23 protein-coding genes are annotated in these 22169 nt (G+C 66.5%); 13 read left to right on the top strand and 10 right to left on the bottom strand.

Annotated elements, in window-relative coordinates; genetic code table 11:
- Positions 1 to 8: 8 nt before the first annotated feature.
- A complete protein-coding gene (locus tag AB0876_RS00845) occupies positions 9 to 665 on the bottom strand; it encodes a 3-oxoacid CoA-transferase subunit B (RefSeq protein WP_491837690.1) in 657 nt (218 codons plus the stop codon).
- The gene (locus AB0876_RS00840) at positions 662 to 1429 is read right to left on the bottom strand and encodes a CoA transferase subunit A (RefSeq protein ID WP_491837689.1); all 768 of its coding nucleotides are present in this window, start codon (positions 1427 to 1429) and stop codon (positions 662 to 664) included. The genes AB0876_RS00845 and AB0876_RS00840 overlap by 4 nt, the downstream gene beginning before the upstream one ends.
- Positions 1430 to 1584: 155 nt before the next feature.
- Here AB0876_RS00840 and AB0876_RS00835 point away from each other — a divergent pair, with 155 nt between their 5' ends.
- Together AB0876_RS00835 and AB0876_RS00830 are read left to right on the top strand one after the other, a co-directional pair.
- On the top strand, positions 1585 to 2364 hold the full coding sequence (locus AB0876_RS00835) for an IclR family transcriptional regulator (RefSeq protein WP_491837688.1): 780 nt from the start codon (positions 1585 to 1587) through the stop codon (positions 2362 to 2364).
- A gap of 45 nt (positions 2365 to 2409) precedes the next feature.
- Positions 2410 to 3180, top strand: coding sequence for an alpha/beta hydrolase (locus tag AB0876_RS00830; RefSeq protein WP_526040924.1), 771 nt, complete (start codon positions 2410 to 2412; stop codon positions 3178 to 3180).
- Here the strand turns inward: AB0876_RS00830 and AB0876_RS00825 are convergent.
- A complete protein-coding gene (locus AB0876_RS00825; RefSeq protein ID WP_491837686.1) occupies positions 3177 to 3737 on the bottom strand; it encodes a TetR/AcrR family transcriptional regulator in 561 nt (186 codons plus the stop codon). The two genes, AB0876_RS00830 and AB0876_RS00825, sit on opposite strands and share 4 nt — an antisense overlap.
- Before the next feature lie 86 nt (positions 3738 to 3823).
- Between AB0876_RS00825 and AB0876_RS00820 the strand changes: the two genes are divergently transcribed.
- From AB0876_RS00820 to AB0876_RS00775, 10 genes are all read left to right on the top strand, one after another.
- Positions 3824 to 4654, top strand: coding sequence for a mycofactocin-coupled SDR family oxidoreductase (locus tag AB0876_RS00820; RefSeq protein WP_491837685.1), 831 nt, complete (start codon positions 3824 to 3826; stop codon positions 4652 to 4654).
- A complete protein-coding gene (locus AB0876_RS00815) occupies positions 4654 to 5454 on the top strand; it encodes a mycofactocin-coupled SDR family oxidoreductase (RefSeq protein WP_198542170.1) in 801 nt (266 codons plus the stop codon). Before AB0876_RS00820 ends, AB0876_RS00815 begins: the two co-directional genes overlap by 1 nt.
- Positions 5451 to 6248, top strand: a complete 798-nt coding sequence (locus tag AB0876_RS00810) for a carboxymuconolactone decarboxylase family protein (RefSeq protein ID WP_526040923.1) — start codon at positions 5451 to 5453, stop codon at positions 6246 to 6248. Before AB0876_RS00815 ends, AB0876_RS00810 begins: the two co-directional genes overlap by 4 nt.
- Positions 6245 to 7621 carry an aldehyde dehydrogenase family protein gene (locus AB0876_RS00805; protein ID WP_491837683.1) on the top strand — a complete coding sequence of 459 codons (1377 nt, stop codon included), beginning with the start codon at positions 6245 to 6247 and terminating at the stop codon, positions 7619 to 7621. The genes AB0876_RS00810 and AB0876_RS00805 overlap by 4 nt, the downstream gene beginning before the upstream one ends.
- A 12-nt stretch (positions 7622 to 7633) precedes the next feature.
- On the top strand, positions 7634 to 8185 hold the full coding sequence (locus tag AB0876_RS00800) for an ankyrin repeat domain-containing protein (protein ID WP_491837682.1): 552 nt from the start codon (positions 7634 to 7636) through the stop codon (positions 8183 to 8185).
- 85 nt (positions 8186 to 8270) lie between these two features.
- The gene (locus AB0876_RS00795) at positions 8271 to 9050 is read left to right on the top strand and encodes a DeoR/GlpR family DNA-binding transcription regulator (protein WP_526040922.1); all 780 of its coding nucleotides are present in this window, start codon (positions 8271 to 8273) and stop codon (positions 9048 to 9050) included.
- A gap of 86 nt (positions 9051 to 9136) precedes the next feature.
- The gene (locus AB0876_RS00790; RefSeq protein ID WP_526040921.1) at positions 9137 to 10627 is read left to right on the top strand and encodes an amino acid permease; all 1491 of its coding nucleotides are present in this window, start codon (positions 9137 to 9139) and stop codon (positions 10625 to 10627) included.
- The gene (locus AB0876_RS00785; protein WP_526040920.1) at positions 10624 to 12048 is read left to right on the top strand and encodes an FGGY family carbohydrate kinase; all 1425 of its coding nucleotides are present in this window, start codon (positions 10624 to 10626) and stop codon (positions 12046 to 12048) included. The genes AB0876_RS00790 and AB0876_RS00785 overlap by 4 nt, the downstream gene beginning before the upstream one ends.
- Positions 12045 to 13448: an NAD(P)/FAD-dependent oxidoreductase gene (locus AB0876_RS00780; RefSeq protein ID WP_526040919.1), complete on the top strand. Its 1404-nt coding sequence runs from the start codon at positions 12045 to 12047 to the stop codon at positions 13446 to 13448. The genes AB0876_RS00785 and AB0876_RS00780 overlap by 4 nt, the downstream gene beginning before the upstream one ends.
- Positions 13445 to 14683 (top strand): NAD(P)/FAD-dependent oxidoreductase, encoded by a 1239-nt coding sequence (locus tag AB0876_RS00775; RefSeq protein ID WP_526040918.1) that lies wholly within the window; start codon positions 13445 to 13447, stop codon positions 14681 to 14683. Before AB0876_RS00780 ends, AB0876_RS00775 begins: the two co-directional genes overlap by 4 nt.
- Here the strand turns inward: AB0876_RS00775 and AB0876_RS00770 are convergent.
- Both AB0876_RS00770 and AB0876_RS00765 read right to left on the bottom strand, forming a co-directional pair.
- Positions 14664 to 15947, bottom strand: coding sequence for a cytochrome P450 (locus AB0876_RS00770; protein ID WP_526040917.1), 1284 nt, complete (start codon positions 15945 to 15947; stop codon positions 14664 to 14666). The two genes, AB0876_RS00775 and AB0876_RS00770, sit on opposite strands and share 20 nt — an antisense overlap.
- A 3-nt stretch (positions 15948 to 15950) precedes the next feature.
- Positions 15951 to 16187 (bottom strand): ferredoxin, encoded by a 237-nt coding sequence (locus AB0876_RS00765; RefSeq protein WP_526040916.1) that lies wholly within the window; start codon positions 16185 to 16187, stop codon positions 15951 to 15953.
- A gap of 141 nt (positions 16188 to 16328) precedes the next feature.
- Here AB0876_RS00765 and AB0876_RS00760 point away from each other — a divergent pair, with 141 nt between their 5' ends.
- The gene (locus tag AB0876_RS00760) at positions 16329 to 16922 is read left to right on the top strand and encodes a TetR/AcrR family transcriptional regulator (protein ID WP_064958228.1); all 594 of its coding nucleotides are present in this window, start codon (positions 16329 to 16331) and stop codon (positions 16920 to 16922) included.
- On the opposite strand, the gene AB0876_RS00755 is transcribed toward AB0876_RS00760, so the two are convergent.
- The 5 genes from AB0876_RS00755 to hsaD form a co-directional block, all read right to left on the bottom strand.
- On the bottom strand, positions 16915 to 17754 hold the full coding sequence (locus AB0876_RS00755) for a mycofactocin-coupled SDR family oxidoreductase (RefSeq protein WP_499046459.1): 840 nt from the start codon (positions 17752 to 17754) through the stop codon (positions 16915 to 16917). The two genes, AB0876_RS00760 and AB0876_RS00755, sit on opposite strands and share 8 nt — an antisense overlap.
- Before the next feature lie 174 nt (positions 17755 to 17928).
- Positions 17929 to 19473: a hypothetical protein gene (locus tag AB0876_RS00750; RefSeq protein ID WP_526040915.1), complete on the bottom strand. Its 1545-nt coding sequence runs from the start codon at positions 19471 to 19473 to the stop codon at positions 17929 to 17931.
- Positions 19474 to 19827: 354 nt separating this feature from the next.
- Entirely contained in the window at positions 19828 to 20397 is a 570-nt protein-coding gene (gene hsaB, locus AB0876_RS00745; protein ID WP_491837671.1) for a 3-hydroxy-9,10-secoandrosta-1,3,5(10)-triene-9,17-dione monooxygenase reductase subunit, read from the bottom strand.
- Positions 20397 to 21296, bottom strand: coding sequence for an iron-dependent extradiol dioxygenase HsaC (gene hsaC / locus AB0876_RS00740; RefSeq protein WP_491837670.1), 900 nt, complete (start codon positions 21294 to 21296; stop codon positions 20397 to 20399). The genes hsaB and hsaC overlap by 1 nt, the downstream gene beginning before the upstream one ends.
- Before the next feature lie 3 nt (positions 21297 to 21299).
- Positions 21300 to 22166 (bottom strand): 4,5:9,10-diseco-3-hydroxy-5,9,17-trioxoandrosta-1(10),2-diene-4-oate hydrolase, encoded by an 867-nt coding sequence (gene hsaD / locus AB0876_RS00735; RefSeq protein ID WP_491837669.1) that lies wholly within the window; start codon positions 22164 to 22166, stop codon positions 21300 to 21302.
- Positions 22167 to 22169 lie beyond the last annotated feature (3 nt).

The raw sequence follows: 22169 nt of genomic DNA, 5'->3' as shown, positions 1-22169 counted from the left end.
GCGCGGCGCTAACCCTGGATCAGCGGCGCGCCAGTGGCGGCCTGCACCTCGTCGAACGTGAGGTCCGGTGCGGCCTCGACCAGGGTCAGCGTGCCGTCACCGGAAATATCGATGACCGCCAGATCGGTGATGATGCGGTGGACCACGCGTTCTCCGGTCAATGGCAACGTGCAGCTCTCGACGATCTTCGGCTGCCCCGACTTGTCGACGTGTTCCATCAGGACGATGACCCGGCCGGCCCCGTGGACGAGGTCCATCGCCCCGCCCATGCCCTTGACCATCTTCCCCGGGACCATCCAGTTCGCCAGGTCCCCGAAACGCGACACCTGCATGCCGCCCAGCACTGCGACGTCGATGTGACCGCCGCGGATCATCCCGAAGGACAGGGCCGAATCGAAGAACGCCGCCCCGGGGAGCACCGTGACCGTTTCCTTGCCCGCGTTGATGAGGTTGGCGTCGATCTGGTCGGCTGTCGGGTACGGGCCGGTGCCCAGGATCCCGTTTTCCGAGTGCAACGTGACATGGACATCGCGGTCCAGGTAACCGGGGATCAGCGTCGGGAGGCCGATTCCGAGGTTCACGTACTGTCCGTCGGACAGTTCGCGCGCCGCGCGGGCCGCCATCTGCGCACGGGTCCAGCCTTTGGTGATCACCGAATCGGTCATGCGGACACCTCTGTCTCCTCGCGCACCGTGCGCTTCTCGATACGTTGCTGCTGTGGTCCCGTCTCCACGATGCGCTGCACGAACACCCCCGGAAGGTGGACTCCCTCGGGATCCAATTCGCCTGGCTCGACCAGTTTTTCGACCTGGGCGATCGTGATCCGGCCAGCCATGGCGACCAGCGGGTTGAAGTTCATCGCAGTCTTGTCGAAAACCAGGTTGCCGTGGGTGTCACCGACGGCGGCGTGCACGAGTGCGAAATCGGCGTGGATGCCGGTCTCCATCACGTATCGCCTGCCGTCGAATTCCCGGGTCTCCTTGGGCGGCGAGGCGACCGCGACCGAACCGTCGGCCGCGTAGCGCCACGGCAGCCCACCGTCCGCCACGAGAGTGCCCACCCCGGCCAGCGTGTAGAAGGCGGGGATACCGGCCCCGCCGGCGCGCAACCGCTCAGCGAGCGTGCCCTGGGGCGTCAGTTCGACTTCGAGTTCACCGGCCAGGTACTGACGCGCGAACTCCTTGTTCTCCCCGACGTAGGACGCCGTCACGCGTCGGATGCGTCCCAGGCCGAGCAGAACGCCGAGACCCACGCCGTCGACACCGCAGTTGTTGGAGAACACCGAGAGATTCCCGACGCCGGAATCGGCCACGGCCTGAATCAGGCTGTCCGGAATCCCGCAAAGCCCGAAACCTCCGACCGCCACCGATGCGCCGTCGCCGATGTCGGCGACCGCCTCGTGGACGTCAGCGACCTTCTTACTGGCCATACTCCATGCTCCCGCGTTCGTTCAGTGGATCACTTGCCTATGCGAGAACATCACCATCGGGCCGGGTAACGCAAGACCCACCGGTGCGCCGGCCGGGTTGTGTCCGCTCAGGTGACGCCGCACGCCACCGGCGTCCATTGAGTGGACGCTAGAGTATGGCTGTGACCGACGGTGTAGCCGGCACTCCGGTGATCACGCGGGCCGCGGCGATCCTGCGTGCTCTCGCCGACGCGCGGTCGGACGGACTCACCACGACCGAGCTCGCCCGCACGACGGACACGCCCCGCGCGACCGCGCACCGCATGCTCACCGCGCTCGCCGGCGAAGGCCTCGTCGACCGCGCCTCCGACACCGGTCTGTGGTTCCTGGGACCGGAGATCTACCTACTGGGCTCGGTGGCCGCCACCCGCTACGACGCGGCCCCGCTGGCCACCGACATTCTCCGCACGCTGGCGCGCGACACCGGCGAGAGCGCGTTCCTTTCCGCCCGCCGGGGCGACGAATCGGTATGCGTGTCCGCCGAGGAAGGCAGCTTCCCGCTGCGCTCACATGTGCTGTATCCGGGCAAGCGGTTTCCCCTCGGGGTCGCCTCGGCCGGGATCGTCATGCTGGCACATCTTCCGGATTCGGAGATCGCGGCATATCTCGATCGTGTTGACCTGACCGGGGATTGGGGCGCGGTGCACTCAGCCGCGCAGCTTCGTCGCCGCATCGAACAGACGAGGGTCAGCGGGTACTCGGTCAACCCGGGCCTGATCGTCGAGGGCAGCTGGGGTATCGGCGCAGCAGTGTTCAACGAACTGGGTCAGCCGATGTGGGCACTGAGCCTCACCGGAGTGGAGATGCGCTTCGATGCCCGACGCCAGGCCGCACTCGGAGAGGCGTTGCTGCTGGCCGCGCACACGCTCGGCCAACGCCTGAAGCGGAAGCGATGAGCAGAATGCTTGCGGCCGAGCCTCGACCTTGCTGCAGTGAGAGGTATGCCGTTCATCGAGCACGACCGCGGGCGGGCCTACTACCGGCACTGGGCCACCCCGCAGCCCCGCGCAGCCGTCATCTTCCTGCACGGGTTCGGTGAACACACCGGGGTCTACCACCGCTACGGATTCGCACTCAACGCCGCGGGGATCGACCTGTGGGCGGTCGATCAGTTCGGCCACGGCCTGACCCCGGGCACCCGAGGAGATTTCGGCAGCATCGAGGACAGTTCGGCGCTGGCCGAGGCTCTGACCGCCCTCGCCGAACGCGACACCCCGGGCATACCGCTGGTGGCGCAAGGACATTCGTTCGGCTCGGTGGTCACGCTGTTCCGGCTGCTCGGAGAACCCACCCGCTACCGGGCCGGCATCATCTCCGGTGCGCCGCTGGTGCCGATTCCCGAAATGGTCGACCCAGACACCTCATTGGACCTGGATCCGAACTGGCTCTCGTCCGATCCGTTCTACCTCGACAGCCTGGTGAACGACCCGCTGGCCTTCGTCGACGCCGACGGCGCCGCGCTCACCCGCGAACTGGACCGGGCCTGGGACCGCTTCGGAACCGAGTTGCCCAAACTCACGGTGCCGACCCTGGCCCTGCACGGCTCGGCCGACGTCATCGCTCCGGCGGGCGCGGTCAAGGCGTATGCCGAACAGATAGAACCCCTGCAGTTCAAGGAGTTCGACGGCGGCCGGCACGACATTCTGAACGAGTCGGTGCACCGCGAGGTGGCCGCGGACATCGTGGTGTTCATCGGCGCGCAGTTGGGCTAACGCCCGGACTCGTACCCCGCGGTGAGCCAGTAGATCGTCCGGTCGAGACTGGGCAGGATCTCGGCGATGCCGATCTCGCCCGCGGTGAAGCGGCCGACCAGTCCGAACACCAAGCTGGTCAGGATGTTGTCGAGATCGTGCACGAACCGATCGTCGACGCCGGAGAGAATCGACAGGCCCGCAGGCACCACGGCGTCGAGGCCGCGGCGCACCAGCCGGTCCCCACCCGGCGCGGCCCGGGCCCGCGAGTAGGCCCTGAGCATGTCGGGGTGCTTCTCCCAGGGCTCGAAGATGGTGCGGAACATCCGCATCAGCGCCTCGTACAGCGACTCTCCCGGTGCGCGCGTCTGACCGGCCACCCCCGAATACCGGTTCTCCGCCATCCAGGAGTCGAGCGCGGCCAGGATCAGCTCGTCGCGGGTGGAGTAGCGCTTGTAGATCGTGGCCAGCGAGGTCTTGGCCCGGCGCGCCACCTCCCGCAGTTGCACGGCCTCATAGCCCTCGGACTCGAGGATCTCCACGACGATGTCGAGGATCCGATCACGCTCATCTGCCACTTCGAGAACACCCTTGCCGCCGGAGAGTAACCACGTTACCGTACCGCTGTAACACGGTTACACCCATTCGAGCGAAGCGAGGATCAGTGGGGAATCTCGACGGAAAAGTCGCCTTCATCACCGGGGTTGCCCGAGGCCAGGGGCGCAGTCACGCGGTGACGCTTGCCGAGCAAGGCGCGGCCATCATCGGTGTGGACATCTGCGCGGATATCGCATCCAACCCGTACCCGATGGCCGGCCGCGACGAGCTCGACGAGACGATCGCCCTGGTCGAAGCGGCCGGCGGCAAGATGCTTGGTTCGGTCGCCGACGTACGCGACTTCCACGCCGTCAAGAGCGCACTCGATGCGGGGGTCGCGCAGTTCGGCCGGCTGGACATCGTGCTCGCCAACGCCGGCGTCGCCCCCACCGCGTTTCGTGAAGTGACCATCGAAGAAGACCTCGAGATGTGGTCCGATGCGGTCGGCGTCAACCTGGTCGGCTCGTTCCACACCGCCAAGGCCGCCATCCCCCACCTCATCGCAGGCGGACGCGGCGGGTCGATCGTGTTCACCAGTTCCACCGCCGGACTGCGCGGCTTCGGCGGCATGCAGGGCGGCGGCCTGGGCTATGCGGCATCCAAGCACGGCATCGTCGGACTGATGCGCACCCTGTCCAATGCCCTTGCCCCGCACAGCATCCGGGTCAACACCGTGCACCCCACCGCGGTGAACACCATGATGGCCGTCAACCCGGCCATGACAGCGTTCCTGGAGAACTACCCCGACGGCGGTCCGCACCTGCAGAACCCAATGCCGGTCTCACTGCTCGAGCCCGAGGACATCAGCGCGACGATCAGCTACCTGGTCTCCGACGCTGCCAAATACGTCACCGGGGTCACCCTCCCCGTCGACGCCGGCTTCACGAACAAGCTCTGATGGGGCGCGTCACCGGCAAGCGCGTGCTGATCACCGGCGCAGCGCGTGGTATGGGCCGAAGCCACGCGGTACGTCTGGCCGAAGAGGGCGCCGACGTGATCCTCGTCGACATCTGTGAATCGTTGCCAGAGGTGGAGTATCCACTGGCAACGCGCGCCGATCTGGACGAAACCGCCCGCCTCGTCGCCGAACTCGGCCAGCGCGCGTTGACCTACGTGGTCGACGTGCGCGACGGCGCGGCGTTGAGCGCGGCGGTCGCCGACGGCGTGGAGAAGCTGGGCGGCCTGGACGCCTCCGTCGCCAACGCCGGCGTCCTGACCGCGGGCACCTGGGACACCACCACCGCCGAACAATGGCGCACCGTCGTGGACGTCAACCTGATCGGCACCTGGAACACCTGCTCGGCAGCACTGCCGCATCTGGTGGAACGCGGCGGCAGCCTGATCAACGTCAGTTCGGTGGCCGGGATCAAGGGATCACCGCTGCACACGCCCTACACCGCGTCCAAACACGGGGTGGTCGGCATGAGCCGCGCGCTGGCCAATGAGCTTGCCGCGGTGAATGTCCGGGTCAACACCGTGCATCCCACTGGCGTCGCCACCGGCCTGCGGCCCGACACCCTGCACACCCTGATCCACGAGACCCGTCAAGACCTGGGGCCGATCTTCCAGAATGCGTTGCCGATCCAGATGACCGACGCACTCGACATCAGCAATGCGGTGCTGTTCCTGATCTCCGACGAAGCCCGCCACGTCACCGGACTGGAGTTCAAGGTCGACGCCGGGGCGACGATCCGATGACCGCCGCCGACACGCGGGCCGAGCGGGGCAGGCGTGAATTCGCCGAGGTGATGACGTTCGCCGCGCCCGAGGATGGTTCCCCCGCCACCGCGAACCTCATCGACTTCGTGTTCGCGGAGGTGTGGCCGCGCACCGCATTGAGCCGCCGGGATCGCCGGTTCGTCACGCTGCCGTGCGTGGCTGCGGCCGACGCCGAAGGACCGTTGCGGGATCACGTGTACGCCGCGCTCAACAGCGGTGACGTGTCGATCGACGAAATGCGGGAAACCGTGCTGCATTTCGCGGTGTACGCCGGGTGGCCCAAGGCCTCGCGGTTCAACATCATGGTCGACGAGCAGTGGGACCGGATCCACCGCGAACGGGGGCAGACCCCGCCCGCACCCGAACCGCTGCTGCCGCTCCCCACGCCGAGTGACCCGGAGGAACGCCTGGTCTGCGGCGAGCAGTCCTTCCGGGACATCAACTGCATCCCGTTCGCCCCGACCCGGGACAACCCGTACTCCGGAGCGGGCATCCTCAACTTCGTCTTCGGAGAGATGTGGCTGCGGCCCGGACTCGGCATGAAGGAACGACGCCTGGTGACGGTGGCCTGTGTGGCCTTTCAGGATGCGCCGCTGCCGATCCTCAGCCACGTCTATGCCGCACTGAAGAGCCGCGACGTCTCCTTCGAGGAAATGGATGAACTGGCACTGCATTTCGCGGCCTACTACGGATGGCCCAAGGCATCGAACCTCAACCAGGTGATCCGGGAACAGCAGCAACGTGTGCTCGACGAGGAGAACGCCGAGGCATGAAGTTCGAGCACATCTACCCGGCGACCGGCCAGCCGAACGGGACCGTGGACCTGGCCGGAGCCGCCGAGATCGACGAAGCGGTGACGGCCGCGGCAGAGGCGCAGCGGGAGTGGGCCTCATTGACCGTCGACCGGCGCCGCGACCTGCTGATCGACCTGGCCGACGTGGTGCACGAGCACCTCGACGAGCTCGCGAAGCTCAACGTGGCCGACTATGCGGTGCCGATCTCGTTCGCCGGCACCGCAATGCTTCTGGAACGGTTCCTGCGACATTTCGCGGGTTACGCCGACAAGCCGCACGGAGTGACGACACCGGTCAACGGGTCGTTCGACATCAATCTCGTCGAGCGTGAGCCGTATGGCGTGGTCGGTGTCATCACGCCGTGGAACGGCTCCCTGGTCGTCACCGGATCGTGTGTCGCCCCGGCGCTGGCCGCCGGCAATGCCGTCGTCCTCAAACCCTCAGAGCTGGCGCCGTTCGCGGCGCTGCGCTTCGGCGAGCTGTGTCTGGAGGCCGGGCTGCCCGAGGGACTGGTGACTGTCGTCCCGGCCGACGCCGAGGGCGGCGAGGCCCTGGTACGTCATCCCGGCATCGGCAAGATCGCCTTCACCGGCGGCGGTGGTACGGCACGCAAGGTACTGCAGGCTGCCGCAACGAATCTCACGCCGGTGGTCACCGAGCTGGGCGGCAAATCCGCCAATCTCATCTTCGCCGACGCCGATCTCGACCTGGCCGCCACGCTGTCGGCCCACCAGGGCCCGCTCATGCAGTCAGGACAGAGCTGTGCCTGCGCGAGCCGGATACTGGTCCACGACGCGGTCTACGACGAATTCCTGGAGAAGTTCCTCGGCGTCATCGGTTCCGCCAAGATCGGTGACCCGATGGATCCCGCGACCACGTTCGGACCGGTGATCAGTCAGACCGCCGCTGACCGGATCCTGGCTGCTGTCGATACCGCGGCGTCCAGCGGTGCGGGTGAATTGTTGGTGGGCGGCAAGCAGATCGATGGCAAGGGCTATTACGTCGAACCGACGGTATTCGGCGAGGTGGACAACTCCTCGGAACTCGCGCAACTGGAGACCTTCGGACCCGTCGTCTCGGTGATGCGGTTCCGCGAGGAGGACGAGGCAGTACAGATCGCCAACGACACCCCGTACGGCCTGAACGCCTTCGTTCAGACGACCGACCTCAACCGTGCCCATCGGGTGGCCCGTCGGCTGGAATCCGGTTCGGTGTGGATCAACCAGTTCAGCGACATCTCACCCCAGGGTCCGTACGGCGGTTACAAGCAGAGCGGCTCGGGCCGAACCGGCGGCATCGAGGGCCTGAATGAGTTTCAGCAAGTAAAGAACATCCGGATCGCCGTGCGTTGATACGGTTTTTCGGTGAAGTTCCGGTTCACTCCTGGCCGCCGAAACGACCGCACCGTGGTGCCGCGCGATGATCCCGTCGGTACCGATCGTGCGGGCCGCACGGCACTGCACTACGCCGTCATCGACGACCCGGTTGGCCTGAACTACACGGCCGCCCTCAAAGACCCGCAGCTCGCGGCCGAGAACTTCCGGATCGGCAACCAGTTTCGGATCGAGAACACCACGCGCCTGATCGCATTGGCGGCTGACGTCAACGCCGTCGACAATGTCGGGATGACGCCGCTGCACTTCGCCGCCCAGAGCGACAGCGTCGAGATCGTGAAGATCCTGCTCGAAGCGAACGCGAACGTGAACGCTGTCGCCGAAGACGGCTGCACGCCGCTCTATCGGGCCGTGCGCAACACGACCGGAAAACGTGCCGACATCGTGGCGGTGCTGATGGCCGCCGGAGCCGACCCGACCATCGACGACGGCAACGGGCCGGCGGTGCTGAGGTTCATCGCGCGCGTGGGCGATACCCAGCTGCGCGACGTCATGGCCGAGTACGGGTATCCCCCGGTCTGATTTCCCCGGTTCCGGTTGACGTGGGCCACACCACACCCCACAATAACCGTCATGTTCGGTCAGAAATCCACATCGACGGTCAACCGTGCTGCCGGTTGAGCGCCACGAGGCGATCGTCGACGCAGTAGGCACCGCCCAGGCGATCAGCACGGATGAGCTGGTCCGCCGCCTCGGAGTTTCGGCTGAGACCGTCCGCCGCGACCTGGCATTTCTCGAAGAACGCGGTGCACTGCGCCGGGTACACGGGGGCGCCGCCGCGGTCGCTGACCACCGGCCCATCGAGCCTTCATATTCCGAGCGCACGATGATTCGCCACCAAGCCAAGGCCCAATTGGCCCGGGTCGCCGCGGGGCTCCTCGAAAACGGTCAGACGGTGATCATCGACATCGGGACCACGGCCGTCGCCGTCGCCCAGGCCATCCCGCGCGCGTTCACCGGCACTGTGATCACCCCGTCACTGCCGGTCGCGGTGGAACTCGCCGACCGCCCGGGAATCGAACTGCTGCTGGCCGGCGGACGGGTCCGAGCCGGCGACCTGGCCTGCTCGAACGCCCACACGAAGTCCTTCTTCACCGACGTCTACGCCGACATTGCCCTGCTCGGGTCCGGCGGGGTGGACGCGGTAGCCGGGCTCACCGACTTCCATCTCGACGAGATCGACGTGCGCCGCACGATCATCGCCAACAGCGCCCGCAGCTACATCCTGGCCGATTCGTCCAAGCTCGGGCAGGTGGCGCCGTACCGCGTGTGCGATCTCAGCGCCGTCAACGGACTGATCACCGACCAGAACGCCGACCCGGCGGTGGCCGCGGCCTTCGGAGAGACGGGAGGTGTGGTCATGCCGGCGCGGCCGGCAAGCGCCTGAAACGGGTGCGGGCGACGTTGCAGCGTCGCCCGCGGACCGAGCAATTCCTTCGCGAAACAGTCGATTTCCCTCAGAAAGCTCGATCAATGACAAATTCTTCCACATCGCCGTACGGCTACACCGAGACGCTGGAACGCGGCACCGGCAAATTCGCCTCGTTCGCCGTGGCCTTCGCGTTCGTCTCGATCGCCACCGGCATCTTCACCACCTACGGCAGCGTCCTCAACAGCTCGGGCCCGATGGGCATCTGGACCTGGCCGTTCGTGATCGTCGGCCAGGTCGCGGTAGCCCTGCTACTCGGCTCGCTGGCCGCCCGGATCCCGGTGACCGGCTACGCCTACCAGTGGGTGTCGCGGCTCGCCAATCCGATTCTCGGCTGGATCACCGGCTGGATCTCGTTCACGTTCCTGGCGATCGTGGTGGTGGCAGTCGACTACACCGTGGCCGCCACCGTGGTGCCCGCGCTGTTCGACTTCACCGGCACTCCCCTGACCTCATTCGAGATCACCGCCGCCGTGCTGTTTCTGCAGGCATTGCTGGTCGGGCTGTCGACCAAATGGACCGAGCGGGTCAACAACTTCGCCGTGACGGCGGAGCTGATCGGGATGGTCGCCCTCGTGGTGCTGCTGTTCATCGTGGGTGTGGTCGCCCACAAGCTCTCCGTCGGCAACCTGTTCTCCCGCGGCGACATCCCCGCCGAGGGGTACTGGAGCTTCGGCACCGCCACCTCGGTGGGCCCGTGGATGCTCGGCTTCCTGCTCGGCGCCTTCACCATCGTCGGCTTCGAGTCCGCGGCCAATCTCGCCGAGGAAACCAAGAAGCCCGAAATCGTTGTGCCGCGCGCCATGTGGCAGGCAGTACTGGCCTCAGGCATCTTGGGCTTCCTGTTCCTGCTGGTGGTCACCGCCGCCGTCAACGATCCGACCACGCTGGCCCAGTCGGGCACCCCGATCGCCGACGTCATTCGCGACATCCTCGGCTCCTTCGTGGGCACCGCGCTGCTCGTGCTGGTGGCGATCGCGATCTTCGCCTGCGGCCTGGTGATCCTGATGAGCGGCGTGCGTCTGGTCTGGGCGATGTCACGGGATCAGCGCTTCCCGGGTTGGCAGCTGCTGCACAAGGTTTCACCGCGGTTCCGTACGCCGGCCAACGCCACCGTGTTCATGGCCGCCACCTCGGCGGTGATCCTCGAGATCTTCTCGACGAGCACCGACGCGCTGTTCAAACTGTTCTCCGCGGCCACCCTGCTGCCCGCATCCATCTATGCCATCACCATCGCGCTCTACATCGCGACCCGCAAGAAGCTGCCCGCGAGTGCGGGATTCAGCCTGGGACGCTGGGAGGTTCCGGTTCTGGTGGTAGCCGTGGTGTGGCTGGTGTTCGAGCTCTCGCTGTTCCGCGACGCGTCCTTCAAGGATCCGTGGCTCTACGTGCTGGCGATGGTCGCGATCGGCGCCGTCTACCTCGGGTACCTGCTCGTCACCCGCGGCAAGGAAGGCCTCAAGATGCCCGAGATGGCCTCGATCGACGCCGAATTGGACGAGGTCGCCGGCGCTGCCGAGGAACCCGTGAAATGACAGTCCTGGCCATCGACCAAGGCACCTCGGGGACCAAGGCGATCGTCGTCGACCCCGAACAGGGTGTGGTCGGGTTGGCCGAGGTTCCGGTACACCCGCGTTACCTCGACGGCGGCGGCGTCGAGCAGGACCCATCAGAGCTGCTGGAGTCCGTGCTCGGCGCCGGGCGCGCCGCCCTTGAGCAGGCCGGCCGGCCGGTTCACGCGGTGTCTCTGGCGAATCAGGGCGAGACCGTGCTGGCCTGGGATCCCGACACCGGCCGGCCACTCAGCCAGGCCGTCGTGTGGCAGGACCGGCGCGCCGAGTCGCTGTGCGCCGACCTCGCCGGGCACGCCGACATGCTCGCCGCACGAACCGGATTGGTGCTCGACCCCTACTTCTCGGCACCGAAGATGGCCTGGCTGCGCCGCAATGTCGAGTCGACCGGCGTCGTGACGACCTCGGATGCCTGGCTGCTGCACCAGCTCACCGGTGAGTTCGTCACCGATGCCACGACAGCCAGCCGCTCGGCCGCCGTGGATCTCGGCGCTCAGGACTGGAGTCCTGAGTTGCTCGCGCTGTTCGGCCTGGACGGCGAACGCCTGCCCCGGATCGCGGCGAACGACGAGATCATCGGCACCACATCGTCTTTCGGACCCGAAGTCCCCGTCGGCGGGATCGTGGTGGACCAGCAGGCCGCGCTGCTGGCCGAGGCGTGCCTCGAATCCGGAATGGCCAAGTGCACATTCGGTACCGGCGCCTTCCTGCTGTCGAACACCGGGACCTCCCCGGTGCGTTCGACCACGGGCCTGACGTCGTCGGTGGCGTGGCGAATCGGTGGCATCGATTCGTTCTGCATGGACGGCCAGGTCTACACCGCGGCGTCAGCCGTCAAATGGCTGACCTCGCTCGGTGTGATCAGCGGCGCCGCCGAGATGGACGCCGTCGCCGAATCCGACAACGGCGGCGTGCTGTGTGTGCCCGCCTTGGCCGGCCTGGCCGCGCCGTGGTGGAAATCGCAGGCCACCGCCACGATCTCGGGCATGACCCTGTCGACCGGGCGCGGACACATCGTGCTGGCGGTTCTACAGGGCATCGCTGCACAGGTCGCTGAGCTGGTCTCGGCGATCGATGCCGACGCTCCGCCACTGACCCGGCTGCGGGCCGACGGCGGGCTCACCCAGTCCACAGTGCTGATGCAGGCCTGCGCCGACATCCTGCAGGTGCCCGTCGACGTCTATCCCTCGGCGCACGCAACCGCCTTGGGCGCGGCCGCGCTGGCCCGACTCAGCCTGTCACCTGAGAAGTCGGTGGCCGACGTCGTCACCGACTGGACCCCGTCGGCGACTTACGAACCGCGCTGGAGCGCGGCACGTGCCGCCGAATTCCGCTCGGCCTGGCGCGAACTCGCCGAGACCACGTACCACCAGGAGATTTCATGAACACCCCGAGTAGACCCGACGTGTTCGACGTCGTGGTCATCGGAGCCGGCATCGTCGGCTCAGCCATTGCGCGTGAGCTGTCGGGATACCAACTGTCCGTCGCCCTGCTCGAAGCCCGCGACGATGTCGGCGACGGCACCAGCAAGGCCAATACCGCGATCCTGCACACCGGGTTCGACGCCAAACCGGGAACGCTGGAATCGACCTTGGTCAGCCGTGGTTACGAGCTGCTGTCCGACTACGCGAGCCGCACCGGCGTCCCGGTCGAGCACACCGGGGCGCTCCTGGTGGCCTGGGACGACGAACAGCTCGCTGCCCTACCGGGATTGAAGGAGAAGGCCGAGGACAACGGGTATCACCGGTGCGAGCTCGTGGATTCCGCGGCCGTCTACGCCGCGGTCCCCGCTCTGGGTCCGGGTGCACTCGGCGGGCTCACCGTGCCCGACGAATCCATCATCTGCACCTGGACGGTGAACCTCGCGCTGGCCACCGATGCCGTCAACCGGGGCACCACCCTGCTGACCGATCACCGCGTGGAACGCATCGCCACTGGTGACGAGGTCACCACACTGCACACCTCCGCCGGACCTGTGCGCACCCGGTGGGTGGTCAACGCGGCCGGCCTGGGAGCCGATGTCATCGACAACCTGTTCGGCTTCTCGCGATTCAGCGTGACCCCGCGCCGCGGCGAGCTGATCGTCTACGACAAGCTCGCGCGACCGCTGGTCGACAAGATCGTGCTGCCGGTGCCGACCTCGCGCGGCAAGGGAGTTCTGGTCAGCCCCACCATCTATGGCAACGTCATGCTCGGCCCCACCTCGGAGGACCTCACCGACCGCACCGCCACCGGCACCTCGGAGAGCGGATTCGACTTCCTCCTGGAAAAGGGCCGCGCGTTGATGCCCCGACTCCTCGACGAAGAGGTCACCGCGACGTATGCCGGACTACGGGCCGCGATCGACCGCAGCGACTACCTGATCGAGGCGGACCCGGCGCAGCACTATCTGCTGGTCGGCGGTATCCGGTCCACCGGCCTGACGGCGGGCATGGCCATCGCCGAATACGCCCGCACTCAACTGGTCTCGGCCGGCCTGGAACTGGCACCCGCCGAAGAACTGCCCGATCCACCACAGATGCCCAACCTCGGCGAGGCATTCCCCCGCCCCTATCAGCAGGCCGAGAAGATCGCCGCCGACCCCGCCTATGGCCGGATCGTGTGCTTCTGCGAGCGCGTCACCGAAGGTGAACTGCGCGACGCCTGCCATTCCGTCATCCCACCCGCAGCCCTGGAAGGCCTGCGACGACGCACCCGCGTGATGAACGGCCGCTGCCAGGCTTTCTTCTGCGGCGCCGAGGTGCAGTCGGTGTTCGAGCAGGAACGTCAGGAGATCAACAAGTGAGCGTCTACGACGTCGCGATCATCGGCGGCGGCCCCGCAGGCCTGACCGCGGCAGCCGAGCTGGCGCACAACTCGGGCCTGAATGTAGTTGTGCTTGAACGTGAGTCCGAGGCCGGTGGCATTCCACGGCACAGTGACCATCCGGGTTACGGCATCCGCGACATGAAGACCTTCATCAGCGGGCCGACGTACGCGCGCCGCCTGGTCCGCGAGGCGACGGCAGCCGGGGCCGAGATCCGTACCGCCACCATGGTGACCGGCTGGGCCGGCGACACGTCCCTTGAGCTCACGTCGCCCACCGGGCGCGAACAACTCGACGCCCGCGCGGTTGTCCTGGCCACCGGTGCTCGCGAGCGGGCCCGCCCGGCGCGGCTGATCCCCGGCGACCGGCCCGGTGGCGTCTACACCACCGGGCAGTTGCAGAACACCGTGCACCTACAGCACCGCGGCGTGGGCAAGCGCGCCGTCATCGTCGGAGCCGAACTGGTCAGCTACTCGGCGGTGCTCACGCTCAAGCACGCCGGTTGCGAAACCGCGCTGATGACAAGCGAATACCCTTCGCCCGAGTCATATGCAGTCTTCAACCTCGCGGGCCGCACCCCGCTGATGAACGTCGAGGTCGCCACGACCACCCGGGTGGCCCGCATCATCGGCAAGGGCACCGTCGTCGGTGTGGAGATCGAGAACACCCGCACCGGGCAACGCCGCATCGTGGCCTGTGACACCGTCGTGTTCACCGGCGACTGGATTCCCGACCACGAGCTGGCCCGCACCGCGGGGCTCGACATGGACCCGAAAAGCCTGGGGCCCGTCGTCGACACCGCGCTGCGGACCAGCAGGGAAGGCGTATTCGCGATCGGCAACCTGCTGCACCCGGTGGACACCGCCGACATCGCCGCGCTCGACGGCCGCCACGTGGCCGCACAGGTGCGCCGCTACCTGAGCGGCGCGGCTACGCCCGGCGAAGGGATCCGCATCGAGGCCGCGGCCCCGTTGCGCTGGGTGGCACCGGGGCTGCTGCGGCGCGGCGACCCCGCCCCGGCGCGACAGCGCCTGCTGCTGTGGACCGACACCTTGGTGCGCATACCGAAAGTGGTGGCGCGCCAAGATGGCACGGTCATCGGCCGGAAGACCCTGCCGTGGCCGGCCTCACCCGGCCGGGTGTTCCGGGTCCCGTCGAGCATCCTCGACAAGGTGGATCACCGCGGCGGGGCGGTCACCCTTTCGCTGGGGTGAATCCGATGTTCAGCTCGGTCAGTCCACGCAGCAGGAACGTCGGCTCGTAGTTGTAGTTCCGCTGCCCGACCGGGCCGTGCGCCGACTCGTCGATGGTGATGTCCTGCATGCGGTCCAGTAGCCGGCGCACGGTGATCTGACCTTCCACCCGGGCCAGCGGCGCGCCGGCACACGTGTGGATGCCGCGGCCGAACGCGATGTGCTCACGGACGTTTTTACGATCCGGACGGAATGTCTGAGGGTCGTCGAACTTGCGAGGATCGCGGTTGGCTGCGCCGAGGCAGAGCATCACGATCGTGCCGGCCTTCAGATGCACGCCGCCGAGCGTGGTGGTCTTGCGGACCAGCCGGAAATCGACCTTTGTCGGGGCGTGCATCCGCAGCGCTTCCTCGATGAAAGTCGGTATACCGTCCGGATTCTCGCGCAGCGTCTGCTGATACTCCGGGTGATCACCCAGGGTCTGCACGGCGGCGGTGAGCAGCTTGGTGACGGTCTCCTGTCCGGCGGCGAACAGGAAGGTGGCCGGCTTGACGACCTCCAGCAGTTCCGGCGTCGAGCCGTCGGGATAAGTGGCGGTGGCCATGCCGGAGAGCACGTCGCCGCGTGGCTCACGCCGACGCTCGGCGAGGTATCCGGCGAACTTGTCGTCCAGGTACTGCAGCGGGTCGCGACCCACCGGCTCACCGTCGAGCGCCCCGACCCGATTGCCCTCCGGCCGCTCGGCACCCAGTGCGGCAAGGAATTCCGGGCGATCCTCCTCGGGAACACCCAGCAGATCGATGATCGCCGAGGTGGCGAAGGGTTTGGCGTACTCGGACAGGAACTCGCATCTGCCGTTGCCCATGATCTGATCCAGCTGGTGATCGACCAGCTGCCACATATAGTCCTCGTTCTCCTTGAGACGACGAGGCGTGAGCAGCTTGCTCAGCAGCGAGCGGGCCCGCTCATGCTGCGGCGGGTCCATCACCACCATGTGCTCATGGATCGGGAACAGATGGCGGTGCGCCTCGATCTGTTCGCTGATGTCGTCGCCCTCGGGCTCGAAAGGCAGCGGCGGGAACAGCCCGCCGATCGCGTTCACGGCCGAGAACGACGCATGGTCCTTGAAGGCCGCCATGACTTCCTGGTAGCCGGTCACCGCCACGACACCGTGATGCGGTTCGGCAAACACCGGCCCGTTGCTGCGCAGATATTCGTAGTACTCGTACGGGTCCTGGGCGACGGCCGGGTCGGCGAAATAGTCGACTGAGGCGAGATCGGTCATGGCTCACTGGCCTTTCGTGCTGGTGTTGAGCAGGCTGATCGCCTGGCGCGGGCAGGCGTCGACGGCAGATTTGACGTTGGCCCAGGTACCTTGATCCCACGGCCCGCTCACCGGGGCAGCGCCGGCCACCTCGTCGTCGGACAGGTCGAACACCTCAGGGGCAAGTTGGATGCACAGTGCATGGCCTTCGCACAGGCCGGCGTCCACCTGGACCCGGGCCGTACTCATGTCTTCGGGCATCTGTTTCCTCAGTTCTGAATTTGATCAGTCGATCAAACCGTTAGGATGGCTCATGCATACCACCCCCGGCGTTCGGCGGTCAAGGTTCCAGGCCGGCAAGAAATATGTGTTGTCGGGCAATGACTTTGGGGGGCAATGCTGATGCCTGCCGCACGCGCCGCCAAGGAGAAGGACGCGGGAACCCGCAAGCGCCTCATCGAGGCGACCGCCCAGGTCATCCGAGACGAGGGCTATGCCGCCGCCACCACCCGGCGCATCGCAGCCGTGGCCGGCGTGCGCTCGGCGCTGGTCTACTACTACTTCGACACCCTCGACGACCTGTTCGTCTCGGTGCTGCGCAGCGGTGCCGACGCGGCGCTGGCCCGGCTGCGCGAGGCGATCACCACCGACGATCCGCTCCGGGCCCTGTGGCTGATCAACTCCGACTCCCGCGTGACCGGACTCAACACCGAGTTCATGGCGCTGGCCAATCACCGCAAGGAGATCGGCGTCGAACTCAAGGCCTACTCCGAGCGGGTCCGCGACATCGAGGCCGCGGCCATGGCCGGGGTACTGCGCGCCCACGGTGTGGACATGGAGGAGTTCCCGCCGGTCGTGATGTCGATGCTTCTCACCCAATCGGCCCGCAGTCTGTGCAACGAAGAGGCGGTCGGCGTGACCGAGGGCCACGCCGAGTTCCGCGCCTTCGTCGAGCGGTTCCTGCGCCGGTTCGGCAGCGATCAGGACGCTACTTGAGCATGCTGCCGGCATCCACCGTGACCGGCAGACCGGTGATGTAACGGGCCTCGTCAGAGGCCAGGAACAACACCGCGTTACTGATGTCGACAGGCTCGACCCAGCCGACCGGAAGCACGTGCATCAACTGGGCGACCACAGCCATGTCGTCGGGACCCGGGTTCTCCAGGTCGGGACGGAACAGCTTCATCGTGCCCTCGTTCATGAACATCGGCGTGTTGACGTTCGTCGGGCACACCGAGTTGACCCGGATCGAGTGCTGCCCCAGTTCCACCGCGAAGCTGCGCATCAGACCGATCACACCGTGCTTGGCCGCGATGTAGTGGCCGGTATGCGGATAGGCCTTGAGCCCGCCGACCGAGCTGGTCAAGACGATCGAACCGCCACGTCCGCCGGAAAGAATGTGCGGCACTGCGGCTTTCACAGTCTTCCAGACGCCGGACAGATTGACGCCGATCATGTCGTCCCAGTCGGATTCTTTGGTTTCGTGCAGGACATCGCCACCGTTGCCGATGCCAGCGTTCGCCACCACGATGTCGAGCCGGCCCAGCTGCTCCACACCGCTGTCGACGGCCGCTTTGAGCGCGCCGAAGTCACGCACATCGAGCTCGGCGGTGACGATGCGACGGTCGAGACCCTTGATCAGATCCGCCGTCTCTGCCAGGTCGTCCGGGGTCGACGCCGGGATCGCACTGGTATCGGTGACCGGGGCGCAGACGTCGACCGCGATGATGTCTGCGCCCTCTTGCGCCAATCGCAGCGCATGGCTGCGTCCCTGCCCGCGCGCCGCACCGGTAACGAGGGCGACCTTGCCCTCTACCCGACCATTCATGTGTGTCCTCTTCCCATCGGTTTGATCGATTGATCAAACCTTGGCAGGCCACAACCATGTTCGTCAAGAGCCGGGTTGATCAACCGGTCAGGGACCGCTGGATTCGACGTCGGCGCCGAACGCAACTGGGCCCCACCCTCACGGGTGGGGCCCAGCTACGCGTCGTGCTACTTATTACGAGTCAGAGCCCGAGCTCTTCTTGGAGTCACTGGAGCCCTTGGACTTGTCAGCCCCGGCCTTGGTCGCCTTGGGCTTGGCCTTGGCTTCCTTGGCGGTGCTCTCCTTGGCGGCGCTCTCCTTGGCGGTGGCCTTCGATTCCTTGGCCTCCTGGGCCTTGGCCTGCTTGGCTTCCTTGGCCTCGCTGATCTTGGCCCTGATCCGGTCCGTGATCTTGGCCTTGCCCGTGGCCTTCGCATCGGCATTGGCCGACTTGCTGGTTGCAGGCGTGGCGACAGACTCTCCGGCAGCCTCATCGGCCGCAGGAACGGCACTGGCAACCGGCGTCTCGACCTTCGCGGCCTCGACAACCGGGGTTTCGACCTTCGGAGCCTCAACAGCCACGGTCTCGGACTTCGGAGCCTCGACCGGGCTTTCAGCCTTCGGAGCCTCGACGGCCGGAGCCGCTTCCTTCACCGACTCGACGGGCGACACGGTCAACGCCGTCTTGGGCGCCAACGCGGAAACCAGCTGAGCCGAGATGCTCGCGGGCACCGATGACGGAGCCGACGCGGGAGCAGGTGTTTCCGGGGTGTTGTCGATGGCATCGGCGAGGCTCTTGGGGATGTTCACCAGCAGGTTCTGCAAAAGACCTGCGACGATCCGGGCGCCACCCTGCTCGCCGGGCTCGGCCCAGGTGAGCAGTGCCGGCCACTCGGTGTAGCCCCCGGTGCCCGTCTCCGGGTCGGGATCGGAGTACTTGAATCCGTTGAGCGCCGCGTTGACGAGGATGCCCGGCGTGTTCACGACGGCGTTGAAGGCCCCCTGCATATCGCCCGCGGCGACGCTGGTGCTGATCGCCTCGGCAACGCGGGCGAGCTCGAACGTCGGACCGCTGATCGTTGCGAAGGCGCCCTGGAACAGGGCGCTCACGACGACGCTGGAGGTGAAGGTCGCACCGATCAGATTCGTGAAGTTCTGCGCGATCTGCTCCGGGATCCCGGTCAGGTACTCGGTCCCGCCGCGCGGGATGCCCGAAAGGATGAACCCGGGAGCGATCAGCGAACCGAAGGCGCCCTGGAACGCGTACAGCATGGAGTGGTTGAACCACCGGTACGCCTCGCCGATGTCTCCGGCCTCAAGTGCGGCCTGCGCCTGCGCCAACCGCGCCTGCCCGTTGGGGCCCTCATACCAGTTCTTCAGGTTGGTGGGGATGGCCTCGAACGCCGCACCGAACTTGCCCGCGTAGCCCAGCTGGTTCTCCAGCACCTGGTTCAGCAACGGCGCCGGATTGGCAGCCAGGGCGGCACCCAGAGACTCGAGGTTGCCCAATGTGTTGCTGAACAGCGTCCCGTAGACGTCCACGGGCGAGGCCGTCGCGTCCATGGTCGACGCCGTCAGGTCGTAGGCGAAGCTCTGAGCCTGCTGGATGAGCGTCGTGTTCTGGGCAACCGGGGTCACCGCAATCGCGCTGGCGCTGAGCATTGCGACGCCGGCGACGAGGAACCGATCCTTCCGGCTCACCACTGGGGTGTCGCCGGAGGGGAGTGCAGGTAGGGGCACGAAGAACTCCTGAAAGCTGATAGTTGACTGAGGAACGAGCAAAAATTAGCTTAGGTTTTCCTAAATATCAATAGGTATGCCTGCCCTAAATTCCGTTTGCCTAGGCAAGTGCTTGGCAATCGCCAGGTCGGAGGCCGGTGGCCCGGCAGATTTCCTGTTCGGGGCGTGTTTTGACGGCTTCAGACCGCATCGATGGGATCGGCTTCCCGATACTGGGAGCCTTCCTGGTCATCGGGGCAGACCGTCCGCGAATCCCCATGCGTTCGTTTCTTTGCCAGACGAACCTGTGGAGCAGGAACACAAACTGGGCCCCCTCCCGATGGGAGGGGGCCCAGTCGTGTCAGCGACGAAAAGTCAGAGCCAGGTGTCAGGCGTGGTGGCCGTCAGGAACGCGTCCAGATCGTCACGCCACTGTGCCGGGGTGTTCTTGTCCGGCTCGATCCCGGTGTACTCACCGCGGTAGAACAGCAACGGCCGCGGCTTGCGCTTGGGCACTTCCGACAACGAGTGCACCGCACCGAACACCACGAAATGGTCGCCGCCGTCGTGCACGGAATGCACATTGCAGTCGATGTGGGCAAGGCTGCCGTCGATCACCGGAGAACCGAGTTCTGATGGGGTCCAATCGATCCCGGCGAACTTGTCCGGCGCCTTGGAGCCGAACTGCGCGGACACATGCTGCTGATTCTCGTGCAGCATGTTCACGCAGAACTTTCCGCTGGCCTCGATGGCCTGCCACGCCCGCGACTGCTTGGTGGGACAGAACAGCACCAGCGGCGGATCGAGCGACAGCGCCGCGAACGACTGACAGGCGAAGCCGATCGGCACGTCATCGTGAAGTGTCGTGATGACCGTGACGCCAGTACAGAACTGGCCGAGCACATTTCGGAACGTGCGCGGGTCGAGCGGCTGAGCCTGTGCCATCACTTGAATCCGACAGAGAAGTCGTGGCCCCAGAGACTGATCCCCACGCTCTCGCGGGCGATCCAGCTCTCGTCCTCGACTTCCAGTCCCTCGCAACCGAATTCCATGTCGAACCCACCCGGGGTCTTCATGTAGAAGGACAGCATCTTGTCGTTGATGTGTCGGCCCAGCGTCGCCGACATCTTCACGTTGCGACGGTTGGCGCGGTCCAGGCACAGGCCGACATCGTCGGAGTTCTCCACCTCGACCATCAAGTGCACGATGCCGGTCGGGTTGGGCATCGGCATGAAGGCCAGCGCGTGGTGCCGCGGGTTGCAGCCGTAGAAGCGCAACCACACCGGATCGCCATCGGCCGGGCGACCCGCGAGCTGCGGCGGCAGCTGCATCGAGTCACGTAGCTTGAAGCCCAGCACATCCTGGTAGAACGCCTGCGCGGCGGCGTCATCGTTGCAGGTCAGCACCACGTGTCCGAGGCCCTGCTCGGCAGTGACGAACTTGTGGCCGTAGGGGCTGACGAACCGGCGGCCCAGGTACTGCGCACCGTAGAAGGCCTCGAGGACGTTGCCTGCGGGATCGGAGAACCGGATGAGCCCTTCGACCCGACGCTCGCGGATCTCGTCCCTGGTGCCCTCGACGAAGTCGACGCCCGCCTTGGACAGGCTCTCGCGCACGTTCTGCAGCGCGGGAGCGTCGGCGACCTCCCAGCCCGAGATCAGCAGTCGGTCCTGCTCACCCGGCACGATCACCAGGCGGGCCGCGAAGTCATCCATCCGCAGGTAGAGCGCGTCCGGGATCGAACCCTCGCCCTCCACCATGCCGAGCACTTTCACGCCGAACTGACGCCACGCGGCCACGTCGGTGGCCTCGATGCGCATGTAGCCGAGTGCCTTGATGCTCATCTGCTAACCCCCAAGGAAATCGATGGTGAGTTTGTTGAACTCGTCGAACTTCTCGACCTGAGCCCAGTGTCCACACTGCCCGAAGACGTGCAGTTGCACCCGCGGAATCTGCTTGAGCGCGACCAGCGCACCGTCGAGCGGGTTGACCCGGTCCTCGCGGCCCCAGATCAGCAGCACCGGCTGACGCAGCTTGTACACCTCGCGCCACATCATGCCGAGCTCGAAATCCGCACCCGCAAATGACTTGCCCATCGCGCGGGTGGCCGCCAGCGATTCGGGGGTGCTGGCGATCGCGAACCGCTCGTCGACCAGTTCCGGGGTGACCAGCTTCTGGTCGAACACCATGATCCGGATGAAGGCCTCGAGGTTCTCGCGCGTCGGTTCGAAGTTGAACTTCGCCAGGGCCTTGACGCCCTCGGTCGGATCGGGCGCGAACAGGTTGACACTCAGACCGCCGGGACCCATCAGGATGAGCTTGCCTGCCCGGTCCGGGTAGTCCAGCGCGAACCGCACCGCGGTGCCGCCGCCGAGCGAGTTGCCCAGCAGCGGGATCCGGCCCTGCAGATCGAGGTGGTCGAACAGCCCGAGCAACGCCTTGGCGCTGTACCGGTTGTACTGCTCGTGCTCGGTGTGCTTGTCCGAGTGCCCGTAACCGGGCTGATCGACGGCGAGTACGTGGTAGTGCTCGGCCAGCACCGCAATGTTGCGGCCGAAGTTCGACCAGCTCGAGGCGCCGGGGCCACCGCCGTGCAACAGCACGATGGTCTGGGCATTCGGGTCACCCGCCTCGTGGTAGTGCAGCCGCATGTCCTCGCGGACCTGCGCGTACCGGGAGGTGGATTCGAAGGTGATCTCTTGGGTGGCAGTCATGTA

Source organism: Mycobacterium sp. NPDC049093 (assembly GCF_040704635.1).
Lineage (GTDB): Bacteria > Actinomycetota > Actinomycetes > Mycobacteriales > Mycobacteriaceae > Mycobacterium.
This window is presented reverse-complemented; position numbering and strand designations above follow the sequence as displayed.